Here is a 22,657-nt window from a genome sequence, read left to right as displayed (position 1 = left end):
GAAGTTTGAGTGATGCGGCGAGTCAGCTAAAGAGATTTTTCCAAACGGCCTTCAAAATATCGCCGCAAGGTTGTCGACACTCCGGGGATGGCCAGAAGCTTTTGCATCGACGCCGTATTTGATTTGTCATGATACAGAAGTTGATTGACTTGGGAAATTGAAAATTGCTCAGGATCTGCTGTTATTAATTCCATCGAATCTCCTACTCGCACCTGTCCCGGCTTTAGCACGCTGAAATACGCCCCGCTGTAACCTGTGTCGCGCATTGTTTTCACCAGGGTGGAGGAGTTCAACGCTGAAGCGAGCTTCACGCAGGGTTGGCGCGGCTCGGTGCATTGCAACTCGGCGTCGCCCACCCGATAGATATCGCCAATATGCAATTGCGTTTCATCCATGCCAGAGATGCTGAAATTTTCACCAAAGGAACCGGGAGACAGAGCAACTCCAAGAACCGATTTCCAAAAGGCAAAATGGTCTGCAAAATAGACGCACACCGCTTTATCGGAACCTCCATGATAGCGGCGGTCTGCCACGCCGTCGCCAATCAAACCGGGCGCATCCAGATATTGCGGTTCTGATGTAGGGGTCTTGTTGAAGCCCGTATAAAACGTTCTCCCGTTTGGGAAAGTGACTTTTTTAGGTTTGCCAACATTAACAGAAAGAAGGGTAATCATCAGGTTGGTCAGGGAAGGCCTTCGACAACACATCCAGAAATCAGCCAGTTTTTTTGTTAGATATCCTTGGTGAAGAAATAGGTATTCTTGCCTTTATTTTTTGCGCGATACAATGCGGTATCGGCTTTCCGCAGTAATGTTTTAGCATCGTTGCCGTCGTCCGGGTAAACGCTGATTCCTATGCTCACTGAAATTTTGAGTTCCCGATCTTCAAAATAGAATGGTTTCTCGATGATATCCAGAATTTTCTGAGCGAGGCTCGCCGCATTTTTATCGGAGCCAATACGCGACATCAACACAATGAATTCATCCCCGCCCAAACGCGCTACGGTGTCTTCCTGGCGGATGCATTGCTTCAAGCGCTCGGCCACCCCCTGCAAAACGATATCCCCGGCCCCGTGACCCCAGGAATCGTTGACTTCCTTGAAACCGTCGAGATCAATGAACAAAACAGCGAGACACACCTGATGTCTCTGCGCATGCGCCAGAACCATTTTCAAACGATCATTCAAGAGGACCCGGTTGGGCAGACCTGTCAGCGCATCGTGATAGGCCATGTTTTTCATGATGTCTTCTGAGCGTTTGCGTTCCAATTCAGCGCCCGCGCGCGCCGCAAACATTTTCAAAATACTCAGCGTTCTGTTTTTTTCTGTGATCGGCTTGAGATTGACCACCCAAAGCGCTCCGATGATTTTCAATTGTCCATCAAAACACGGAACGCCCGCGTAGGAGACGCCGCCGATTCTGGCCATTGAAAAATCCTTTGGATAGGTTTCCTGCGCGTTGTTCAGGCTATATGTCATCATCCCCGCAATGATTTCCTCGCAAGGCGTGTTACGCAGATCAAAGGTGTAGGAATTGATAAAATGATCTCCTTCCCAACCGACCAGAACGCGACACTGATGATTTTGAAACTCTGTTAACTCCGCGACATAGGCCGCATAGACCGGCATGGACGACGCCAGATTGCGCACTAAAGAACGAAAAAACTCTTCTCCCACACGCGCCGAGGTGCCTTCAACAATCGCTCTGAACGATGTTTCATCGCGGAAATTTTTAATTTTACCGCCCAGTCCATCCGTCGCCATTTTCAGCATGGCGATTTCGTTGTCCGACCAGGTATTTCTCACTTGATCGAAACCCAGAAGCAAAGTTCCCAGGCATTGTTCCTCAATATAAATAGGCATCAACAAAACGCTTGCAAGCTCATCTGAGGGTAAAAATTGTAAAAGAACGCTGGAAATGTGAGGTCTTTCCAGAACAACAAACTTTTCACTGGACAACTTCTTGTAAGAAGACGCCAGTTCCAGAGTTGCATATTGGGTTCCCTGTTCTATGGATTTCTGGCATGCGCCGTCGACTTCGCTCCATAAAAAATAATGCTGGATCGTCGAAGGATTCAAGGCGCTAAATTCATGTATGAAAATGGCGCTGCAATCTGCCCTCACCCCGGAGCCGATAGACGACAAGGCGTTCATCAGGGACACTGAGTAGTCGGCATGCGTCAAGAGGTGATGGTTCGCAAGAGAAACCCCCTTCAACAACGCCGTCTCTTCTTTTAATTGGTATTCGGACACTGCTGGTTTACCTGCGTTCAGGTTCAAGAAGAAATACAATTTACTCCGGCGAGTCCCACCAGATCAAACAAGAGGAAGCCTGCCGATACACACAGCCTAAGAACAACTGAACTAAAAAACCGGATGCTCGCTCAAATCGAATAGTAGAGAATAGATTCTCACGAACATATAAACTTTGGTGTGAAATATGATTCGGTTCGTAATGAATGACTGCGAACCGCGCCTAAAAAAGGAGTCTCCCAAGATATGAACGCCCAGTCATAATCAAGAGAACCTTATGTTATTCTAATGAATAAATCAGAAAAATTCAACCAAGTCGAAATAATAGAAGGATTTATATCGGTTTTTTGAATATTTATAAGGCTTTTCCGGTAATCACGGCGCCCATAAATACATGAACTGGGGGGTCGAGGGAAGCCAATCCATTCCAATATCTATATTGAATAAATTGACTGTGGGGGGAATTCGATCTGCTTGAGAATAGAGGTTGCTCTTGAAATCGCCTGAACGCTGATAAGTCACGATCTTCAATGCATCGACGCCAAGATGTGTTTTCATGTGCTCGGTCATCTCGTCGAAATAAGCGATCTTGTCTATCAACTTGTTACCGAGAGCCTGTTCCGCTGTGTAGACTCGTCCATCAGCAATGATTAACGCCTGATCGTAAGATAATTCCGGTCGGTTGTCCGCAATCAGGCGAACAAAACGGTCATGAAACTGATCGATCGTGTCCTGAAACAAGCGTCGTTCTTCTTCTGTCAAGGCGCGGAATGGGGACAGGAAATCTTTCTTGTCGCCGGACTTGACGATTTCCCAATCGACGCCCACTTTGCCCATCAACTCAGTCAGGTTGACCTTCATGGCGATCACGCCGATGCTTCCTATCAGCGAGGTGGGATGAGCCATGATGAGGTCGCCCGCCTGCGCGATATAATAGCCTCCCGACGCGGCAAGGTCCACGATGGCGACGTAAACGGGGATATTTCTCTCCTGTTTGAATCGCTGTAATTCATGAAAAATAATATCGCTTGAGGTAACTGTCCCACCCGGGGAATTGATGCGTACCAGCAAGCCACGAATAGCGTCGTCCTCGCTGGCTTGTTTCAAAATCTCACGGACTTTTTCGACCATGCCCACATCGATGGAGAATCCGGTGAGAGAGCGCTTCGCTTTGTTGCCAATCACCCCTTCAATTTCGAGCAAAAGGATTTTTTCGTCGCCCTCGCCTTCTAATGTAACTTCCTCAAGCGGCCCGATGGATGGCCCTAATTGGATGTAAGCGCAACCCGATAAAACAGACAGGATCAGGGCGACTAGAAACGCGTATAAAACCGGTTTGAAGTGGGGCAGAAATTCTTTTATCAAACGATCACAGCAAATCATAAAGAGTTTTCAAATTCTGTTTCACATTCGCCAGGCTCTCTTTTGCATCCAGACCCAGTTCGATTTGTTTCCAGATTTTATCGATGACTTCGCGATTACGATGTTCAGCAGGCAGTTCAGCATTCTGGATCAAGCTGTGCAAACCGTAGATCATATCCTTTAAGAAGATATCCTGACCCGCCACTTCCATCTTGCGCATTTTCTTGCCCTGAACGGAGGGGATGGCCCAGGCGTCCGATTCATTGGACTTGGAAATTTTCACATACTCCTTGATGGCCTCCTGAATATTCCGTTGCAATGACTGCGCCTCCGGTTTCTCGCTGAGGCGGGCAAGCATTAAATGCATATTCTGAAGCGGTTTGATGATGGCGAGATCCACCAGGGAAGATTGTTCAATATCGTATAAGTTTTGAAGATCATCCGGGGACACCCGCGTCGACCCCACCACTTCGGAATTGATTTTCTCCAAAGTTTTCTCAGCAAGTTTTTCTATATTTTCTTTAGCGTTCTCAAAAATTTTTTCCACCTGCTCGTCAAACTCTGCCTCTTTGGCAAAGGGTTTGTAGAGTTTTTTATATTCCTCTGTCAACTGTCTCAAGCCGCGTTCCACTTCATTCAAGGTTTCGCGCTTAACGGTATGCAAGCGCTCCGGCGTCAATTCAGATATATAACGAAGCCGCACCGCTTTCTCTACGCTGAATCTTTCCTTGCAAATGGTACGAACCAGCCGGTCGTAACTGCCGACAATATCGTTCAACCGTTCAACGGTGTTGTACAGATTCTTATTGGTGTAGCGTGTGTTGACCTTCTTGATACGAACAGAATTTTCCGCCAGCATGTAAGAAATTTTATCGCGAATGATCAAATTTATTTTTTTATCCAGATCTTCCATTACGCAAACCACCCCAATTGAAAAATTTTATTCGTTATTGACCTTTGTCGTACCGGACAACGCGCAACGACACCCAATCCCATAATAATCTTTTGCATCATCGTAACCATACCGGGAGGCGTTGCGAAGATAGACAGGCAGGCTGTTCCAGGCGCCCCCGCGAATCACGTGAAACTCTCCACTTTCAGGACCGCGCGGGTTTTTGTAGGGACTGTCTTTATAATAATTTCTATCATACCAATCATACACCCATTCAGCAATATTTCCCGCCAGATTATACACGCCCTCCGGAGTCTTACCCGCTTCATAGCCATCCACCGGGGAAAGAATCGAACCTCTCATGATAAAACAGCATTTACCAAAATTGGCGTGTTCGGGAGACGGCTCTTCATTCCCCCAGGGATACAAGCGTTCCTCCAGACCCGACGCCGCCCTCTCCCACTCCGCTTCCGTGGGAAGTCGTTTTCCGTTGCGCAGGCAATAGTTCTGACAGCGTTCCCAGGTCAGGCCAAAGACCGGACTGTCCGCCATATCCGGTTTCACTTTACGCCCGTACCATCCGGTGATCGTTGGATGCTCGTTCGAATATTTTTCCAGATAAATCTCAAAATCCTTGCCGCTCACTTCGTATTGATCCAGATAAAATCCATCGAGATAAACAGGACGTTTGGGATGCTCATCATCCTTCCCCGTCACATTATCGCTTCCCATCATGAATTCGCCCGGAGGGAAAAACACCATGCCCTCAATCGCCTCTCCGCCATGCGCCGTAGAATGATTTCCGGAGCCAAGAAAAAAGGTAAAAAACAAAAGCCAAAATTTCATTCAAAGTTTCCTTTCTACGGGATTGAGGGTTTATGGCATATTATAAGAAGCATGGTCCAGAGTATCACCTAAATATCACAATAGGTTCCCCTCGATGATTCGCCTGTTCAAAATTTTTGATGGCTGGCTTGGAAAAATAGAAAGTTGCGCGATTCTTGTTCTCCTCACAGGAATGATCCTCATCTCATTTTCGCAAGTCTTCATGCGCAATTTCTTTTCTTCAGGATTGAGCTGGGCCGAAATCCTTCTGCGACACTGGGCCTTGTGGCTTGGTCTTCTTGGGGCATCCATCGCCGCGCAACAATCGCGTCACTTGTCCATCGCCTTTTTATCACACCTGCTCTCTGCGCGAAAGAATCGTATCCTCCGCATACTGGTTCATTTTGGTTCGGGGATCGTCTGCGCGTTTCTGACCAAATCAGCCTGGGATTTTGTCATGTTTGAAAAAGAAGGCGGCAGTCTGCTTATTTTTGACATCCCTACCTGGGCGTTTCAAACCGTCATTCCCTACGCCTTTGCAGTCATTTCTTTTCGCTTCATTCTTCACGCTATCGAGTTGAGCTTCACTCCGACGGATGAAAAACGATGAGCTATCTGGTCGTTTCAGGTTTGATCCTGTTTGCGCTCATGGGAGCGCCCTTGTTCGTCGTCATTGCCCTGGCCACAATGCTGGCGTTTCACTCGCTGGACATCGAACCTGCGGCGCTGTTCATTGAATTGTACCGGGTCGCCTCGGCCCCATCCCTCGCCGCCATCCCCCTATTCACCTTCGCGGGATTTGTTCTGGCCAACGGTCGCGCGCCGGAACGCCTCACTCGTTTATCGCGCGCATTTCTTGGCGGTCTGCGCGGCGGCGTCTCCTGGGCGGTTCTGGGAGCCAGCGCTTTTTTCACCGCCTTTACAGGCGCCTCAGGCGTCACCATCATCGCGTTGGGCGGTCTGCTCTACCCCTTGCTTTTAAAAGAACATTATTCCAAAAATTTTTCGCTCGGTCTCATCACTTCTTCAGGAAGCATCGGACTGCTGTTCCCGCCTTCCCTGCCCCTCATACTTTACGGCATCGTCGCCCAGGTGAGCGTGGATCATTTATTCCTCGCCGGAATACTGCCCGGACTGCTTCTCGTTGGCGTGATGGGCCTCTATTGCCGATTCCGCAGTCCCGCTGTATCCAGGGCGGCTTTTTCAAAATCGGAGGCCTTGGCGGCTCTGCGCGACTCGATATGGGAAATCCCTCTCCCACTCATTTTGATCGTCGGTATTTACAGCGGACTGGTGACATTGACGGAAGCGGCGACCGTCACCGTGTTATACGTCCTTCTTGTCGGAACCTTCATCCACAAGGAACTGCACCCCATTAAAGATTTGCCGCGACTGATGCTGAACAGTATGACGCTGGTCGGTTCCATCATCATCATTCTGGGCGCGGCGATGGGTTTCACCAGCTACCTGATCGACGAGCAAATGCCGATGCAACTGCTCGCTTTCTTCAAAGAACATATCGAAAGTCCAATTGCATTTCTGATCGTTCTGAATATTTTTCTGCTGATCGTCGGTTGCATGATGGATATCTTCTCCGCGATCATCGTGGTCGTTCCCCTGATCATCCCGCTCGCGCTCCATTACGGAGTTGATCCGGTTCATCTGGGAATCATTTTTCTCGCCAATCTGGAAATCGGTTACGCCACGCCTCCGGTGGGCATCAACCTGTTCATCTCCAGCGCGCGTTTTTCCGAACCGGTGATACGGCTTTACAAGGCGGCTCTTCCTTTTCTGGCATTGCAACTGATCGGTCTGCTCATCATCACCTATTTCCCCGATCTCAGTTTGTTTCTTGTCCGCTTTGCAACGGACTGAAGTTAGGTTAAAATACACACAGTTCAGCAACCTGTAGCGTTCAAATCCACAATGCCCAAATCAATCGACAGCATCCAATACGCTTTATTTGAAACCCCGCTCGGCCTGGCCGGGTTGGCGGACCGCGGAAAAGGTGTGTGCCGTCTCAAACTGCAAATCAATTCAATAGACGATTTCATCAATGAACTGGAAGAGCAATTCAACAGCTCGCCGCGCCAGAACCAAACGGCCTTGCGCCAGGGCGTCAAGCAGGTGGAGCAGTATTTCTCCGGTAAACTGAAACGTTTTGATTGCAAACTCGACCTGGGACACGGAACGGATTTCCAGAAATCGGTCTGGCGCCAGGTGCTTCACATTCCCTATGGAAAAACGCAGAGCTACCAATGGCTCGCCGAAGCCTCCAAACGTCCGCGCGCCTACCGCGCCGCCGGCTCCGCGAATGGCAGGAACCCGATCCCTTTAATCATCCCCTGCCATCGCGTCATCAGACACAATGGGGAGCTGGGGGGCTACACAGGAGGAATCCACATCAAACGCTTCCTGCTCGATCTGGAATCCGGTACGCATGGGACTGTATAATTGTCGAGCCATTGTCCTGCGCCGCTTCAATCTCTCCGAAACCGACAAGCTGGTGACGCTTCTCACCGACCGTTACGGCAAGGTGAAAGTTGTCGCCAAGGCGGCGCGCAAGATCAAAAGCCGCTTCGGCGCGGCGTTGGAGCCTTTGTCTCTGATAGAGATGATCTATTTTGGCAAGGAGAACCAGAATCTTTACCGGTTGAATCAAGCCGATATCATCCGCTCGTTTCATCCCATACGGGAAGACTACAAAAAGACTTTCACTGGGGCGTATTTTCTGGAATTGATCGACGCCCTGATTCCCGACGGGCACCCGGAACTGGGCGCCTTTCAGTTACTGTGCGACACGCTAGCGGCTCTTGAGTGCAATGACCACATCATCATCCTGCGACGTTTGTTTGAAATTCAGCTGATGGCGGTTCTCGGCTACTCGCCGGAATTTGACCATTGCCTCGCCTGCAAGTCGGTTCCCGCTCCGGGCTGGATCGGTTTCAGTTACAATCGCAAAGGTATCCTTTGTCAACCCTGCACCCATCGCTTGCAACCGGGGACGCGCTTTAATCAGGGAGTGCTCAATTATTTGAAAAAGATGATGGCCCTGACGCCTCAAAACAGCGGACGTCTCAGACTCCCCAAAGGACTTGAGGATGAAATTGAAACGGTGACTCACCGCCTGGTTCTGTCGCACCTAGGGCGGGAGTTAAAATCTTACCCCTTTATTAAATCATTAGCTTGATTCAACGATGGAGATACCCATGAATAAAAAAGCCGTTAAAACCACCGACGCGCCTGCGGCCATCGGCCCCTATGAGCAAGCGGTCCTGTTTGGAAACCTGTTATTTTCCTCGGGCCAGATCGCCCTCAACCCGGAAACCGGGGCGATGGATGGCGGCGACATCAAACAGGAAACCCAGCGCGTCATGCAAAATATCAAAGCCATTCTGCACGCCGAGGGATTGACCTTCAACCATATCATCAAGACCACCGTGTACCTTGCGGACATGGGACACTTTGCAGACATGAACTCGGTTTATGAAACCTTTTTCCCGGAATCCAATCCCGCGCGTTCCTGCGTTCAGGTCGCCGCCCTTCCCAAGAACGCATTGGTAGAGATTGACTTCATCGCCCATTCAGAAGGAAGCGTCGCTTAAATTATGGCTAGAAAAAAAAATACAGGACAACGCAATTTTTTCCGGTTCATGGCGTTCATCGGCGTGGTCACGATCGGAACCATCGGCTACGGATTTCTGACCGCGGCTCCCGCTCTGAGTCCCATCCCCGAACATCAGGGATCAGCAAACGCTGAGACCTGCCTCAGCTGTCACATGACAGAATCAGAAAATATTCCCATCATGCCGCATCGCCCCATGTCGACCTGCACCTTCTGTCACTCGGATGAAAATCTTGCAAGCGCAACGGACGAATTGAAAACGCAGAGCGACGAGACCCCTGAAGGTTAAGCGCGTCTTGACTAGAAATGGGTTAGAGAGGGCTTGCCCAGTGGGTATACATTGAAGCCGATTTCATGGAGGGCTTTGTGGTCGAGAAGGTTGCGACCATCAAAGATGAATGCGGGCTGTTCCATAGCGGAAAAAATCCGCTGATAATCCAGCTCGCGAAATTGCTTCCATTCCGTAACCAAAGCAATCGCATGCGCTCCGCGCACCGCTTCATAGGGATCTTCGCAAAAACTCACACCCTCCGGGTCCGTCTCAAAGTCGAACCGGGCGTTGCCCAGAGCGTGCGGGTCCGTGATGGCGAGAACCGCTTGTTCCGTCATCAGGCGATGGCAAACGTAACTGGCGGGGGCGTCCCGCGTGTCGCTGGTATCCGGTTTGAAAGCGTATCCAAAGATAGCGATTTTTTTTCCCACCAGCGTATTGAACATGGCGTGTAAAATGCGCTTCACAAATCGCTCGACCTGATAATTGTTGATCGCAACCACCTGCTCCCAGAAACGCGCGACTTCCTCCAGATCATAATATTCGCAGAGGTAAACCAGATGCAGAATATCCTTGCGAAAACAGGAACCGCCAAAACCCACGCCCGCCCCCAGAAATTTGGGACCGATTCGCGAGTCCATACCCACTGCGCGGGCCACTTCGCTCACATCCGCTTCGGTCGCCTCGCACAAGGCCGCGATGCTGTTGATCGAGGAAATTCTCTGCGCTAAAAAAGCGTTGGAAACCAGCTTGGACAGTTCACTACTCCACAAATTGGTGGTGATTAATTTTTCGCGAGGCACCCAGTTGAGATAAATTTTCATCAATTCATCCCGCGCCGCGCGCCCCGTATCCGTGTCGTTCGAGCCGATCAATATACGGTCGGGGCATTCCATATCCTGAATCGCCGTCCCTTCAGCCATAAACTCCGGGTTGGATAAAATTTCGAATCGAACCGAGCCTTCTCCAGAATGAAGAATCGTTTCCAGCGTTTCCGCCGCGCGCACCGGGATTGTGCTCTTTTCAATGACGATCTTGGAAGACTTCGCCGCACTCTTGATCCGGCGCGCCGTTTTCTCAATGTATTGAAGGTCCGCCGCCTTGCCTGCTCCCTCGCCAAAGGTTTTGGTCGGCGTGTTCACAGCGACAAAAATAATGTCTGCCGCTTCAATCTCTTCGTCGATTTGCGTGGAGAAAAATAAATTCTTGCCGCGCGATTTTTTAATTCGCTCATCCAGACCCACCTCAAAGATGGGGAGCTTGTCAGAGTTCCACGCATTGATCCTGTCTTCCGAGATATCGACAACCGTGACCTTGTAATCCGGGCACTGGTTGGCGATCACCGTCATCGTAGGGCCGCCTACATAACCGGCCCCAATGCATAAAATATTTTTAACAAATCCGGGTTGGCTCATTGAATCCACTGTTTAAGGTTGCGTTCTACGATAAAAGGCCCGGTCCAAGCGGACCAGGCCTTTCATTAAAGCTCAACTATTTTTATGAGAGCGATTCAAACGAAACTCGCTACCATTCAATTTACTTCTTGTAGACGTAAGGATCTCGTTTGGCAAGAAACTCTTTCCATTCTTTGGTCTTTTTATATTTCTTACCAAACTTCTTCTTGAACTCCTTTTTGTCTTTCTTGGAAACCGACTGATAAGGAAGCGTCTTTTTATCAAACACGAGCTTCTTCTTGCCCTTCTTCTCAAGCAATTTAAAGTCCTCGATCACAAGAGGAGTTTTCTCGGTAATGCCTGTTTCCTTAGCTCGGTCGGCCTTTTTCTCTACCTTTTGGTCCTGATTATCTTCCGTCCAATATTTATCAATTTCGTGAACCTTCATTTTGCGTTCTTCAAAATTGAATTTGTATTTATCATGGACACTGGGCAGGAACGGCGTTTTGGGATGCGTGTGACATCGCGTACAGACATTCGCATAATCCCAGCGCTGTCCGTATTTTTCGATATCGGCCTTGGCAAAGTCGCCCTTCGTGTTCTTCATCACAACGCGCATCTGCGATCCGCCTGCGACGGAGTGACACATTTCACAACCGACCTGCTCCAGATTTGGCTCGGAAGGGTCAATGGCTGAAGGTTTCTTGGAATCCGCCGCTTTAAATCCGCCTTTCTGGCGATAACCGGTCGTATGACAGCGCAGACAGAGAGGGTTGGTCGTGTAGTCCTCATCAGGGTCCAACTTGGCTCGTTTTTTAGCCTCGGCTCGCTCGCCTGCTTTCAATAATTTGTAAGTTCCACCGTGGGGGGAATTCTTCCATGCCTGATAATACGGGTCATGACAACTTCCGTTACATTTAACAGCTCCCACGTATTTAGGCGAAGCCGGTACTTTCTTCTTTTTTGCAAAAGCCGGATCGCTATTTCCTATGACGAGTACCATGGCAACCAATGCCAGACTCAGATTCTTTAAAATTTTGTACATTAGTTCCCCCAAGAACATTTGAGTAAAACGCCAAGAAACCCTCTATATTAACGGTCGAAGGATAATATAAAACAAGGTTGGGGTCAATAGTTAAGGCCATTTTGTTTCCAGATTTTCAAGGCCTTATGCACTGTAAATGCGGTGTTTCAGTCATTCTCAGATAGCTCTTTTGGCTTGCCTGAAAATTCTTTCGCAAAGGCTTGCTATCTTTCATTTGAACCGGGCGTCAATCTGTCCTATGTTATTGCACATTGCAAGGCCGCAACGCGCCCGATTGCATATAAAACAACTGTAGCTATACATGACTATCGCTTTCACCCAAACTCACCCTGTTGATTGATCCGTTCTCCCTTCTTTGCCAACCGGTGTCTCTGTGAATCTCTCTGATTTTGATTTTGAACTTCCCGCTGAACTGATCGCGCAACGGCCTGCAGAAACTCGGGATTCATCCCGCCTGATGGTCATCGACCGGAAACGCGGCGAAATCTCCCATCACGCCTTCCATGAACTGCCGCAATTGATTCCCGACAACTGTCTGCTGACCTTCAATAATGCGCGGGTCGTTCCCGGTAAATTATTTGGACGCATCGATGGCTCTGACAGAATATTTGAAACTCTTATCGTGAGCCGCGACGATTCAGGAACCTGCCGGGCCTTGATAAAAGGCTTGTCGCGATTGAAACCGGGCCTGCGCATTCGCTATTGCGACGGAACTCTGGAGGCTGTATTTGCAGGAAGAGAAGATGCATACGCCGTCTTGAAATTCGATGTCGCGGGCGACGCTTTAAAGAAGCGTTTGATCGAACAGGCGGACATGCCTTTGCCGCCCTACATCAAGCGCTCTCTCACTGATGAAACAGAATTGAAACAACTCGATCGGGATCGCTATCAAACCGTGTTCGCAAGGAACGATGGGGCCGTAGCCGCGCCGACAGCGGGTCTGCACTTCACTGAGACTGTGATGGATCAGTTAAAACAGGCAGGAGCAACTCTGGCGTACTTGACTTTACTGGTGGGACCGGGAACCTTCCAGCCGATACGCGAAGAGATTATTGAAAAACACCGCATGGAAAATGAAAATTTTCTGATCGAGCGTGAGGAGTGGAATAAACTGGTTATTCAAAAGAAGGAAGGGAAACCCATTCTGGCGGTTGGGACGACCTGTGTCCGAACGCTTGAATCAGTGAAGCTGACAGTGGAAGCCGGATCAAATATCAGCGGATCAACCGACATCTTTATTTATCCGGGCCACGACATTAAAAACGTGGACTTGCTTTTAACCAATTTTCACCTGCCCAAATCCACATTGTTCCTGCTGACCTGCGCATTTGGGGGTTCCGATTTGATTAAACAGGCCTACCATGAGGCCATAAAACAAAAGTATCGATTTTTCAGTTACGGAGATGCGATGCTCATTACATAGCGATCAAGGTAAGCTCGAAAAGGCTACTCCTTCTCGTTTACATTTACCGTGGACTTGAAATGCTTTCCAGACTTGAATCGAACCACTTTTCTGGCGGAAATTTCAGCTTCCTGTCCCGTTTTGGGATTACGCCCCATTCGCTTGGTTTTAGCCCGAACCTGAAATGTCCCGAAACGACGAAGAATCACGGCTTCACCCTGGCCCAAAGATTCTTTAATCAATTCAATAACAGTTTCAACCGCTTCCTCGGCTTTCGCTCTGGAAAGATCGGCTTTGCTACTCACCCTGTTTATGATGTCTTGCTTGGTCATATCTCCTCCAAACGAATTGAAAATGCAAAACTTGACTGATCAAAATATATAGAATTTCTTAAGACCCTCGCTGTTCGATGACCCCCAAAGCGTTCTTGGAAAAAATTTAAACATGCAAGGAACTTGGTATCTAAAATGGGTGCGACTCAAAGAATCTGCGTCCTATCCCGTAGAAGTTTCATTTATTTTGAATGAGACTACTTTACCATTTATCTTAAAAATATCAATATCTTATTCAATATATTTTAATTTTTTTATTGAAAGAAAACCAGCAAAATCCAAGGCATCCTCTCCCCCCTGCAAAACGACTGAAAAACGGCTCAAAAAAATCTTTATTTATAGTGAATTTAAAAAAACTTCTTGAAGACTCAGGTTTATAGCAATTTAAAAATAGAATATCCGAATAATACGGCTCCGCCTAGAAGCCCGCGCTTTAACGTAAATTTCAAATCAGAACAAATACAAAAATCGGATAATACGCTGTGGGAGGGATTCAGTTCTTCCCCATCGCAGGGGAATTATCTGGGTCCAGAGGAAGGATGCGATACATTTTTTCACCGGGGCGAACGAGATTTAATTTTTCCCGCGCTATGGTTTCGATCGCATAGGGGTCGGATCGCAGAAGCGCTATCTCTTGAGTCAGGCGTTTGTTTTCCTCGCGGATACGATCATTGCTTTGTTCCAGGGAAAGCGCTTCCGTTTCGATTTTAAAAACTGTCATTATTCCATCTTTATGAAATATGGCGACCAGAATCATCACCATGAAAAAAGCGATGCTCAGAAAGATGGATTTATGATAAGTCGAATATTTACTCATTCAGAACGCATCAAGAGTTGCGAAAAACTGCCTAAGTCCAATAATATCAAAATTTTACTTTCTTTTCGACAAATTATAGAAAGAATCCATTCCGCGATAGATCGCGGTATCGCCAAGAATCTCTTCGATGCGCAACAATTGATTGTATTTTGCCATCCGGTCAGTCCTGCACAGGGAGCCTGTCTTGATCTGCCCGGAGTTGACCGCGACCGCCAGATCGGCAATCGTCGTGTCTTCGGTTTCACCGGAGCGATGCGAAATCACAGCGGTGTAACCGGAACGTTTCGCCATTTCCACCGCATCCAGAGTTTCCGTCAAAGTGCCGATCTGGTTGACTTTGATCAGGATGGAATTGGCGATGCCTTCCTTGATGCCCTTTTTGAGAATTTCCGTATTGGTCACGAAGACGTCGTCGCCGACCACCTGCACCGTATCGCCGATCGCGTCGGTCAGTTGCTTCCAGCCCTTCCAGTCGCTTTCATCCAGTCCGTCTTCCACGCTGATGATCGGGTAGCGCGAAGTCAATGAAGCGATGAACTCCACCATCTGCGCGCTCGACCATTTGCCTTTTTCAGCGGCCAGGTTGTACTTCTTAGCAGAATACAGTTCAGACGCGGCAACGTCCAGAGCCAGGCACACATCCTTGCCCGCCTTGTAGCCCGCCGATTTGATCGCTTTCAAAATCACTTCAATCGCTTCCGCATTGGACTTCAAATCGGGAGCGAAGCCGCCCTCGTCGCCAACCGCCGTACTGCAATTCATTTTCTTCAACACGGCTTTCAGGTGATGAAAGATTTCGGTTCCCATTCGCAGAGCCTGGGAAAAACTGCGCGCGCCCACAGGCACGATCATGAATTCCTGAATATCGACGTTGTTGTCCGCGTGCGCGCCGCCGTTGAGAACGTTCATCATCGGAACGGGAAGCTCTTTGGCGTTGGTGCCGCCGATGTATTGGAACAGCGGCAACTCCAGCTCGTTCGCCGCCGCCCGGGCCACCGCCAGGGAAACGCCGAGGATTGCATTGGCCCCCAGCTTGCTCTTGTTTTTGCTCCCGTCTATTTCAACAAGCAGGGTGTCGATCAAGACCTGCTCGGTGACTTCAATGCCGACCAGTTCCGGAGCGATTTTGGAGTTCACGTTATTGACGGCTTTCAGCGTTCCCTTGCCCATATATTTCTTGGGATCGCCGTCGCGCAGCTCCACCGCTTCTCTTGACCCCGTAGACGCGCCGGAAGGAACCATCGCCCGTCCGGTGATGCCTGATTCGAGCAAGATATCAACCTCAACCGTGGGGTTGCCTCTGGAATCCAACACTTGTCTCGCCTGTAAGCCAACAATCTCGCTCATCGCATTCGCTCCCTGGAATTTTCAGCCTGCATTTAATTTTTTAATCGCGATCCGTCAGATTCTGAGGCCGCGCCTTGCTTTGTAATTATTTATTCATCGCCCGGCCGAGCGCCGTGCCCATCGCTTCAAGCGTTTTTTCGATATCTTCATTAGTATGAGCGGCGTTGACAAAGCCCGCTTCAAACGCAGAAGGCGCTATCGCCACGCCCTCTTCCAACAGAGCGTTAAAATATTTCTTGAAAAAATCCGCATCGGCGGTTTTGACAGAGGCAAAATCGACGATCTCCTGATCCGTGAAAAACATCGAAAACATGGAACCGACGCGCTGAATCTGCACGGGAATTCCCAATCGATCGGCGTGTTGTTGAAAGCCGTCGCATAAAGTTTTTGCCATTGCATCCAGAGATTCATACAGTCCCGGCTCAGACAGCGCCTCCAGCATGGCGCTACCGGCCACCATCGCCAATGGATTTCCCGACAAGGTTCCGGCCTGATACACCGGCCCAACAGGGGAAATATTGGACATCAATTTTGCGCTTCCGCCGTAAGCTCCAACGGGTAAACCGCCGCCGATGATTTTTCCAAGCGTGGTCAGATCCGGTTGGATGCCATACAATTCCTGGGCGCCGCCCAGTCCAACGCGGAAGCCGGTGATGACTTCGTCAAATATCAGCAAGGCGCCATGCTCCTGTGTGACCTCGCGCAGGGTCTGCAAAAATCCGGGTCGCGGAGGCACCACGCCCATATTGCCGGCGATGGGTTCCACAATCAGACAGGCGATTTCATCGCCGCGCTTGTCAAACAATTCACGAACTTTATCGCTGTCGTTGTAGGGAAGCGTCAGGGTTTTGTGAGCCAGATCGTCAACAATACCCGGCGAATCCGGAATGCCCAGAGAGGCCAGCCCCGATCCCGCCTTAACCAGCAAGCTGTCGCCGTGGCCGTGATAACAGCCCTCAAACTTCACGATAAAATCTCGACCGGTAACGCCGCGGGCCAACCGCAAGGCGCTCATCACCGCTTCGGTGCCGGAGTTGACCATACGCACCATTTCGATGGAGGGAACGCAGTCGACCACCTTTTTTGCCAGATCAATTTCCATCGTTGTGGGCGCGCCGTAACTGGTTCCGATTTTTGCCTGTTTCGTGATCGCCTCGACGATGCGCGGGTGCGCATGACCCAGAATCAACGGTCCCCAGGAACCGACGTAGTCGATGAATTCATTGCCGTCCGCGTCGGTGATACGCGCGCCCTGCGCGCTTTGAATGAACAGGGGATGACCGCCAACGGATTTGAACGCTCGCACCGGGCTGTTAACGCCGCCGGGCATGTAGCGTTGGGCTTCTTCGAATAATTTTTCTGACTGGCTTCGCTTCACGATAACTCCTCGAACAGAATCGACATGTCCTTTTTCAATTTTTCGGGGATCAGACTCCGGTCGGTAACAATCGCATTTGCCGCGGCCTTTTTGCAATTCCACGACGGCGCCGTTTCCAGACGTCCAATGAGATCCTTCAATACGCGCTGGGCCATCTCCACATTCTTGTGCATGATTTCCAAAACGGCTTCCAGCGTCACTTCCTCTTCTTCCACTTTCCAGCAATCGTAATCGGTTACCAGCGCCAGCGTCGCATAACACAGTCCGGCTTCCCGCGCCAGTTTGGCCTCGGTCACGTTGGTCATGCCAATCACGTCAACGCCCCATTGACGGTACAGATGCGATTCGGCGCGGCTGGAAAACTGGGGTCCTTCGATGCAGATATAGGAACCGCCTTTATGCGTCGGCGCGCCAACCGCCTGCGCAGACTCGTACAAGAGATTCGATAGCGTGCCGCATACCGGGTCGGCAAAGCTGACATGACCGACCAGACCGTTCGTGAAAAATGTAGAGATGCGGCGATGCGTGCGATCAATGAACTGGTCAGGAATCACGAAATGCCCTGGCGGGTATTCTTCCTTCATACTGCCGACCGCGCTGATGGACACGATTCGCTCGACGCCCAGTTTCTTCATCGCGTAGATGTTGGCGCGAAAATTGATATCCGACGGCGGGATGCGATGGCCCACGCCATGTCTCGGTAAAAACGCCAGACGAACGCCGTTCAATTCACCAATAACCACTTTATCAGACGGCGAGCCGAACGGAGTTTCAACGTCCCTCTCTTCGAGTATTTTCAACTCTTTCATCTTGTACAAACCGCTACCGCCGATGACTCCCGTCAACATAGTATCCATTCTTCATATCTCCTCATACCCTGTTGATGCAAGGGCTAGAAATGTCATATCAATTTTTTTATATCTATTAAAATAAACGGAAGGAATTTTTTCAGGCAAGGGGCGTGGAACAACCGCTATACGGGGATGGCGACACCCTTTAAATAAAAGCTGTGAATATCTGGATTCGCGAAGGAATAATCAGAGAAGCCCCTGTTTCTTTTTCTCAACTTCGCTCAACAAAAACTTCAATTCCGCAACACTCTCCACCGCTCTCGAAATGGTGCTCTCCTCTTCCTTCAAACTCTGCACTTTCACGCCCACGTCCTCTGACATCAACTTGAGAGCGCCCAGTTTCTTCTCCACTTCGTCCAGCATGTGAATGCGACTGTTTAGAAGATCGATTTTGGATTCCGCTTCTTCGGTGATGGAGGTTAGTTTTTCTATATTCACGTTGATCTGATCGATGTGCTCTTTCTCTCGTTCGATTCGGTCGCGTTCCATATTCGCATGCTTGATCACCGCTTCCAGTTCCGCCAACGCCCGTTGCGTTTCCTTGACCTTGTTCTCGCTGGAGTTCACGCTCTTGATTCGGATTTCCAGTTGCGACAACATATTGCCCAACAAGTCCACCTTCTTTTCGGCGCGCAGGATCGTATCCTCATTTTCTTCCAGAGATTGCTGGCGGTCGCGCAGGTCTTTGAGCAGGCGCTCCAGATCCTGAATCTTGTTCTCGGTGTGCTGGACTTTGATCAGGTCTTTGTCCAGCAAGGCGACCTTGTCTTCAAAATTAACGGAGACCTCCCCCAGTTCCTGACGGATGCCTTCAATCTTCACGATTTCATCGTTCGCGTCCTGCAGGTCTTTGAACTTGGAACGCATCTCAATTTCAAGAATGCTGAGTTTTGAAGACAGGCTGTTCATGCGGCGTTCCTGATCGTCGATCGCCGCCTTCTCTTTGGCAATGTCGAGAATCTTTTCTTCGACCGTGTTGGTCATGTTCTTCAAATCTTCGAGACGCTGATCGATTTTTTCTAGGAAGTCGATTTTCTTGGTCACGTTGGCGATCTTGATATTGGCTTCTTCAATGAAGAAATCCAGACCGTCCACCTTCTTCTCCATTTTCTCGATGAGGGCTTTTCGTTGCATCTGCGTTTCCATCTTGACGTCGAGACTGATGACCATGGAGCTGAGGTCGTTGATCTTCTTGTCAACCTGGCTGACGAGTTGATTTTTCCGAATGATCTCGCTCATCTGCTGTTGCGTGGTCTCGCCCAACTCCTCGATCTTAACAAGGATGCCCTGAATCGTGTCGGCCTTCTGAATCTCCTCATCGAGCCGAGACAACTTCTGATCCGCTTCCTCCGCCATGATATTGAATCGACCCATCTTTTCGCTGGCGCCGTCGATGACTTTCATTTCGTCCTTGAGCAGTTTCATCTTGTTGCTCAGATTGTCGATGAGAAAGGTATTCAGTTTATTGATTTTCTCTTCGGTCTTGTCGATGATGACTTTTTCTTCGGATATCTTGGAGATGCGCGTCTCCACTTCAACGGCGATGGAATCCAGATCCCTCAGGCGACCGCTGATGGCGCGAATCATTTCATTTTTTACGGAAATATTTTTCGACTCAATCTTCAATTCAGCGGTGTCGCGCACCAGTTGGTTGAGCGTGTCCTGGGTTTCCTTGATCATGTGGCTCTGCCCCAGAAGTTTTCCGTAATCTTCCTGAAGCGTGGCGAGAGATCGTTTCAACTCGGAGGCGTCTCTCGTGTAACCTTCAATGATGGTTTTTTCCTTGCGGATACGTTCGTAGCGTGAATCGAGTTCGATCAGAACGTCTTTCATCTCCACGACCTTGCCCGCCGTAGACTTCATCGTATCCTTGAATTCAACGACCTCTTCCATATGACCGGAGATGGTCTCCAGCATGTGTTCCAGGCGATTGATGTTGCGATCGGTTTCCTTGACCTTTTTGTTTTCTTCCTTGAGTTTTTTGACCTTGGAATCCATGTCCCAGATCAGGACATTCAGTCGGCCCGCGTCTTCATTGGCCTTCTCGACCAGATTGCGCTGTTGCTCCAGTCCCTTGACCTTGTTGCCAATATGCTCCGTGAGCAGGTGCATCTCTTCCAATTCACGGGTCAGGGTTGAGTAGTTGGACTCCAGCTCTTTGGAAATCCGCTGAAAATCCCGGACGCGCACGTCGAGGGTCTTCACTTCTTCCATACGGATATTGAGATTATCGAGCTTTTTTAGAGTGTCGGGAAGGCGGGTGTTGATGCTTTCGAAAAATCGTTGGCGTTGTTCCAGCTCATCCGATTTCTTATCGAAATACTCAGCCAGCATCTGGAGATTTTTACGTTCCAGCGCGGCGCGGTCAATCAATTCACTGAATTGCTTCACGTCAAATTGAGAAGGCGTCGATTCCTTTTTTTTAACGGAATCGTCAGGAGGTCTTGAAAAAGATTCTTCGGCCATAACAGGTCCTCACAATTTTTTTTGGCTCGCTTAAGCCCAAACGCGAAAAAAACCATTATATATCAGGTTTATATAAACTTAGAAGCGCTGATCTGTCAAGAACTGTATGATTTTATTAATAAAATAGCTCTTGAGTCAAACGACATTCTCTTCAATTTGCAATCATCGGATCAGGACTTCGGCGATCTGCACAGCGTTCAGCGCCGCGCCCTTTCTCAAGTTATCCGCAACCACCCACAGGTTCACGGTGTTGTCTCTCGAAAGGTCGTCGCGGATTCTGCCGACAAACACGGGGTCCTTGCCTTCAGCGTCAATCGCCAGCGGATACTGGTTTTGCGAAGGATCGTCCACCAACTGCACGCCCGGGGCATTTTCAAGAATACGCTTCACGTCGGCGGCTTTCATGGGCTTCTCGCTTTCGATATTGATCGATTCCGAGTGACAATGAAAGGTCGATACGCGCACCGTGGTCGGGCTCACCGCGATGGAATCGTCGCCAAGAATCTTGCGCGTTTCGTTCACCATCTTCATCTCTTCCTTCGTGTAGCCATTTTCCAGAAACACGTCGATATGTGGCAGACAATTGAATGCGATCTGATGCGGATACACCTTGATCTGCGCCGTCTCTCCCGCCAGCTTCTGACGACTCTGACTGTTCAGCTCGTCAATGGCTTTCTGTCCTGAACCGGACACTGCCTGATAGGTTGAAACGACAATGCGACGAATTTTGAAAGCGTCGTGGATCGGCTTCAAGGCCACCACCATCTGAATGGTCGAACAATTGGGATTGGCGATGATGCCCGGCCCGGACTTGATGTCTCCCGGATTGACCTCCGGCACCACCAGCGGAATCTCTTTATCCATTCGGTAAGCGCTGCTATTGTCGATCACCACGCAACCCGCCTTCACCGCAGACGGGGCAAACTCTTTGCTCACCGACGCGCCAGCGGAAAACAGCGCAACGTCCATGCCCTCGAACGAATCATGGGTCAATTCCATGACTTCCACGTCCTGACCGCGGAAAGGGAGTTTCTGACCTGCCGAGCGCGCCGACGCCAGCAATACGAGGCGCGACACGGGAAAATTTCGTTCTTCCAGAATGGATATGATGCGTCGCCCTACGGCGCCGGTGGCTCCAGCGACCGCAACATTGACCGCTTTTTTATCCTTCATGACAACAGTTTCTCCAATTCGCTGGCCACGCAATCGCCCATCTCTTCGGTTCCCACTTCTTTCATGCCTTTCGACATAATATCTTTAGTTCGGTAGCCCTGCGACAATACGGTTTCTACCGCCTGCTCGATCTGCAAATTAGGTTCTTCGCGGTCGAAGGAATGTTTGAACATCATGCCGACGGATAAGATTGTCGCCAACGGATTCGCCCAGCCCTTGCCGGCAATGTCCGGCGCGCTTCCATGAATCGGCTCGTACATTCCGGTTTTACCGCCCAGACTCGCCGAGGGCAACATGCCGATCGAACCGGTGAGCATGGACGCTTCATCGCTCAGGATATCGCCGAACATATTCGTTGTCACGATCACGTCAAATTGTTTTGGCGCGCGGACCAGTTGCATGGCGCAGTTGTCCACATACATATGATCGAGCGAAACGTCTGGGAAATCCTTGTGAACCGTTTGCGCCACTTCGCGCCACAGTCCCGTCGCTTCCAGCACATTGGCCTTGTCCACCGACATGACCTTGCCGTTGCGTTTCTGCGCCGTCTGAAAAGCGATACGCACGATCCGGTCGATTTCCGCTTCGGTATAAACCAGCGTGTTGAATCCTTTGCGACTGCCATCGGGCAAGGTTTCGACGCCGCGCGGTTCGCCGAAATAAATGCCGCCGGTCAACTCCCGCACCACCATCAGGTCCAGCCCTTCGACCACTTCGCGTTTCAGGGTCGAGGCATCGACCAGCGCCTTGAAGGTGCGCGCCGGGCGCAAATTAGCGAACAGGTTCAGCTCCTTGCGCAAGCCCAGCAAAGCCCGCTCCGGCCTCAGCGAAAAATCAATGCTCTCCCATTTCGGGCCGCCAACCGCTCCAAGTAAAACGGCGTCCGCATCTTTTGCGGCGGCAAGCGTTTCATCTGGCAAAGGGTGACCGGAGGCCTCGTATCCAGCGCCGCCCACGGGAACTTCTTTCAGCGTCAATTGAAGCCCAAGCCTGGACTCCAGAACCTGCAAAATCTTTTTAGCCTCGCCCACCACTTCGGGCCCAATGCCGTCACCGGGCAAAATTGTAATTTTATAATCGTTTTTCATTTAAGACTCGACCTCAATGGATTGAACTTTAACTGCCCGGCGGGCATGCATTACGCATTCGTTTGAAAACTTCCACTTTACCTAATGGCCCCGCGCGGCGCAAGCCTAAAGGCATGCATCCAACACATCGACAGGCAT

22 protein-coding genes are annotated in these 22,657 nt (G+C 49.9%); 7 read left to right on the top strand and 15 right to left on the bottom strand.

What is annotated here, in order from left to right; genetic code table 11:
* Nucleotides 1–26: 26 nt before the first annotated feature.
* The 5 genes from G3M78_10700 to G3M78_10680 all read right to left on the bottom strand — a co-directional run bounded on the left by G3M78_10700 (nt 27) and on the right by G3M78_10680 (nt 5,351).
* Nucleotides 27–674 (bottom strand): MOSC domain-containing protein, encoded by a 648-nt coding sequence (locus tag G3M78_10700; GenBank protein ID QPJ65835.1) that lies wholly within the window; start codon nt 672–674, stop codon nt 27–29.
* Nucleotides 675–730: 56 nt separating this feature from the next.
* On the bottom strand, nt 731–2,251 hold the full coding sequence (locus G3M78_10695) for a sensor domain-containing diguanylate cyclase (protein QPJ65834.1): 1,521 nt from the start codon (nt 2,249–2,251) through the stop codon (nt 731–733).
* Between the two features lie 375 nt (nt 2,252–2,626).
* Complete coding sequence (sppA, locus tag G3M78_10690; GenBank protein QPJ65833.1) at nt 2,627–3,634, bottom strand: signal peptide peptidase SppA; 1,008 nt, start codon at nt 3,632–3,634, stop codon at nt 2,627–2,629.
* Nucleotides 3,621–4,526, bottom strand: a complete 906-nt coding sequence (locus tag G3M78_10685) for a hypothetical protein (protein ID QPJ65832.1) — start codon at nt 4,524–4,526, stop codon at nt 3,621–3,623. Before G3M78_10685 ends, sppA begins: the two co-directional genes overlap by 14 nt.
* 27 nt (nt 4,527–4,553) lie before the next feature.
* Entirely contained in the window at nt 4,554–5,351 is a 798-nt protein-coding gene (locus G3M78_10680) for a formylglycine-generating enzyme family protein (protein ID QPJ65831.1), read from the bottom strand.
* Nucleotides 5,352–5,445: 94 nt separating this feature from the next.
* Here G3M78_10680 and G3M78_10675 point away from each other — a divergent pair, with 94 nt between their 5' ends.
* The 6 genes from G3M78_10675 to G3M78_10650 are packed head-to-tail and all read left to right on the top strand — an operon-like array spanning nt 5,446 to nt 9,244.
* Nucleotides 5,446–5,940, top strand: a complete 495-nt coding sequence (locus G3M78_10675) for a TRAP transporter small permease (GenBank protein QPJ65830.1) — start codon at nt 5,446–5,448, stop codon at nt 5,938–5,940.
* Nucleotides 5,937–7,205, top strand: a complete 1,269-nt coding sequence (locus G3M78_10670) for a TRAP transporter large permease subunit (GenBank protein ID QPJ65829.1) — start codon at nt 5,937–5,939, stop codon at nt 7,203–7,205. Before G3M78_10675 ends, G3M78_10670 begins: the two co-directional genes overlap by 4 nt.
* 51 nt (nt 7,206–7,256) lie before the next feature.
* Complete coding sequence (locus tag G3M78_10665; GenBank protein QPJ65828.1) at nt 7,257–7,784, top strand: methylated-DNA--[protein]-cysteine S-methyltransferase; 528 nt, start codon at nt 7,257–7,259, stop codon at nt 7,782–7,784.
* The gene (recO, locus tag G3M78_10660; GenBank protein QPJ65827.1) at nt 7,771–8,520 is read left to right on the top strand and encodes a DNA repair protein RecO; all 750 of its coding nucleotides are present in this window, start codon (nt 7,771–7,773) and stop codon (nt 8,518–8,520) included. Before G3M78_10665 ends, recO begins: the two co-directional genes overlap by 14 nt.
* A gap of 19 nt (nt 8,521–8,539) precedes the next feature.
* On the top strand, nt 8,540–8,935 hold the full coding sequence (locus tag G3M78_10655; GenBank protein QPJ65826.1) for a RidA family protein: 396 nt from the start codon (nt 8,540–8,542) through the stop codon (nt 8,933–8,935).
* Nucleotides 8,936–8,938: 3 nt separating this feature from the next.
* Nucleotides 8,939–9,244 (top strand): hypothetical protein, encoded by a 306-nt coding sequence (locus G3M78_10650; GenBank protein ID QPJ65825.1) that lies wholly within the window; start codon nt 8,939–8,941, stop codon nt 9,242–9,244.
* An 11-nt stretch (nt 9,245–9,255) separates the two neighbouring features.
* On the opposite strand, the gene G3M78_10645 is transcribed toward G3M78_10650, so the two are convergent.
* Together G3M78_10645 and G3M78_10640 are read right to left on the bottom strand one after the other, a co-directional pair.
* Nucleotides 9,256–10,641 carry a nucleotide sugar dehydrogenase gene (locus G3M78_10645; GenBank protein QPJ65824.1) on the bottom strand — a complete coding sequence of 462 codons (1,386 nt, stop codon included), beginning with the start codon at nt 10,639–10,641 and terminating at the stop codon, nt 9,256–9,258.
* Nucleotides 10,642–10,762: 121 nt separating this feature from the next.
* Nucleotides 10,763–11,683, bottom strand: coding sequence for a cytochrome C-554 (locus G3M78_10640; GenBank protein ID QPJ65823.1), 921 nt, complete (start codon nt 11,681–11,683; stop codon nt 10,763–10,765).
* A gap of 355 nt (nt 11,684–12,038) precedes the next feature.
* On the opposite strand from G3M78_10640, the gene queA reads away from it, so the two are divergent.
* Nucleotides 12,039–13,088 (top strand): tRNA preQ1(34) S-adenosylmethionine ribosyltransferase-isomerase QueA, encoded by a 1,050-nt coding sequence (gene queA / locus G3M78_10635; protein QPJ65822.1) that lies wholly within the window; start codon nt 12,039–12,041, stop codon nt 13,086–13,088.
* 23 nt (nt 13,089–13,111) lie between these two features.
* Here queA and G3M78_10630 read toward each other — a convergent pair whose 3' ends face one another.
* From G3M78_10630 to leuB, 8 genes are all read right to left on the bottom strand, one after another.
* On the bottom strand, nt 13,112–13,399 hold the full coding sequence (locus G3M78_10630; GenBank protein ID QPJ65821.1) for an integration host factor subunit alpha: 288 nt from the start codon (nt 13,397–13,399) through the stop codon (nt 13,112–13,114).
* A gap of 493 nt (nt 13,400–13,892) precedes the next feature.
* Entirely contained in the window at nt 13,893–14,216 is a 324-nt protein-coding gene (locus G3M78_10625) for a septum formation initiator family protein (GenBank protein ID QPJ65820.1), read from the bottom strand.
* Between the two features lie 54 nt (nt 14,217–14,270).
* Nucleotides 14,271–15,563 carry a phosphopyruvate hydratase gene (eno, locus tag G3M78_10620; GenBank protein ID QPJ65819.1) on the bottom strand — a complete coding sequence of 431 codons (1,293 nt, stop codon included), beginning with the start codon at nt 15,561–15,563 and terminating at the stop codon, nt 14,271–14,273.
* 85 nt (nt 15,564–15,648) lie between these two features.
* Nucleotides 15,649–16,941, bottom strand: coding sequence for a glutamate-1-semialdehyde 2,1-aminomutase (hemL, locus tag G3M78_10615; protein ID QPJ65818.1), 1,293 nt, complete (start codon nt 16,939–16,941; stop codon nt 15,649–15,651).
* Entirely contained in the window at nt 16,938–17,798 is an 861-nt protein-coding gene (mtnP, locus tag G3M78_10610; GenBank protein QPJ65817.1) for an S-methyl-5'-thioadenosine phosphorylase, read from the bottom strand. The genes hemL and mtnP overlap by 4 nt, the downstream gene beginning before the upstream one ends.
* Nucleotides 17,799–17,978: 180 nt before the next feature.
* Nucleotides 17,979–20,258, bottom strand: coding sequence for a hypothetical protein (locus tag G3M78_10605; protein ID QPJ65816.1), 2,280 nt, complete (start codon nt 20,256–20,258; stop codon nt 17,979–17,981).
* 162 nt (nt 20,259–20,420) lie between these two features.
* The gene (locus tag G3M78_10600) at nt 20,421–21,431 is read right to left on the bottom strand and encodes an aspartate-semialdehyde dehydrogenase (protein ID QPJ65815.1); all 1,011 of its coding nucleotides are present in this window, start codon (nt 21,429–21,431) and stop codon (nt 20,421–20,423) included.
* Nucleotides 21,428–22,519 (bottom strand): 3-isopropylmalate dehydrogenase, encoded by a 1,092-nt coding sequence (gene leuB, locus G3M78_10595; protein ID QPJ65814.1) that lies wholly within the window; start codon nt 22,517–22,519, stop codon nt 21,428–21,430. Before leuB ends, G3M78_10600 begins: the two co-directional genes overlap by 4 nt.
* Nucleotides 22,520–22,657: the final 138 nt, after the last annotated feature.

The sequence above is a fragment of the Candidatus Nitrohelix vancouverensis genome, from assembly GCA_015698305.1.
Classification (GTDB): domain Bacteria; phylum Nitrospinota; class Nitrospinia; order Nitrospinales; family VA-1; genus Nitrohelix; species Nitrohelix vancouverensis.
The sequence above is the reverse complement of the archived record's forward strand: the minus strand, read 5'-3'. Positions and strand labels throughout refer to the sequence as shown.

Bases quoted from the DNA above. Each gene is read 5' to 3' on its own strand.
- G3M78_10680 (QPJ65831.1), bottom strand. From the start codon at position 5,351: ATGAAATTTTGGCTTTTGTTTTTTACCTTTTTTCTTGGCTCCGGAAAT.
- G3M78_10625 (QPJ65820.1), bottom strand. From the start codon at position 14,216: ATGAGTAAATATTCGACTTATCATAAATCCATCTTTCTGAGCATCGCT.
- G3M78_10650 (QPJ65825.1), top strand. From the start codon at position 8,939: ATGGCTAGAAAAAAAAATACAGGACAACGCAATTTTTTCCGGTTCATG.
- G3M78_10640 (QPJ65823.1), bottom strand. From the start codon at position 11,683: ATGTTCTTGGGGGAACTAATGTACAAAATTTTAAAGAATCTGAGTCTG.
- mtnP (QPJ65817.1), bottom strand. From the start codon at position 17,798: ATGGATACTATGTTGACGGGAGTCATCGGCGGTAGCGGTTTGTACAAG.
- G3M78_10645 (QPJ65824.1), bottom strand. From the start codon at position 10,641: ATGAGCCAACCCGGATTTGTTAAAAATATTTTATGCATTGGGGCCGGT.
- G3M78_10665 (QPJ65828.1), top strand. From the start codon at position 7,257: ATGCCCAAATCAATCGACAGCATCCAATACGCTTTATTTGAAACCCCG.
- leuB (QPJ65814.1), bottom strand. From the start codon at position 22,519: ATGAAAAACGATTATAAAATTACAATTTTGCCCGGTGACGGCATTGGG.
- G3M78_10605 (QPJ65816.1), bottom strand. From the start codon at position 20,258: ATGGCCGAAGAATCTTTTTCAAGACCTCCTGACGATTCCGTTAAAAAA.
- G3M78_10685 (QPJ65832.1), bottom strand. From the start codon at position 4,526: ATGGAAGATCTGGATAAAAAAATAAATTTGATCATTCGCGATAAAATT.
- G3M78_10700 (QPJ65835.1), bottom strand. From the start codon at position 674: ATGATTACCCTTCTTTCTGTTAATGTTGGCAAACCTAAAAAAGTCACT.
- G3M78_10675 (QPJ65830.1), top strand. From the start codon at position 5,446: ATGATTCGCCTGTTCAAAATTTTTGATGGCTGGCTTGGAAAAATAGAA.
- G3M78_10600 (QPJ65815.1), bottom strand. From the start codon at position 21,431: ATGAAGGATAAAAAAGCGGTCAATGTTGCGGTCGCTGGAGCCACCGGC.
- G3M78_10630 (QPJ65821.1), bottom strand. From the start codon at position 13,399: ATGACCAAGCAAGACATCATAAACAGGGTGAGTAGCAAAGCCGATCTT.
- recO (QPJ65827.1), top strand. From the start codon at position 7,771: ATGGGACTGTATAATTGTCGAGCCATTGTCCTGCGCCGCTTCAATCTC.
- G3M78_10655 (QPJ65826.1), top strand. From the start codon at position 8,540: ATGAATAAAAAAGCCGTTAAAACCACCGACGCGCCTGCGGCCATCGGC.
- sppA (QPJ65833.1), bottom strand. From the start codon at position 3,634: ATGATTTGCTGTGATCGTTTGATAAAAGAATTTCTGCCCCACTTCAAA.
- G3M78_10670 (QPJ65829.1), top strand. From the start codon at position 5,937: ATGAGCTATCTGGTCGTTTCAGGTTTGATCCTGTTTGCGCTCATGGGA.
- eno (QPJ65819.1), bottom strand. From the start codon at position 15,563: ATGAGCGAGATTGTTGGCTTACAGGCGAGACAAGTGTTGGATTCCAGA.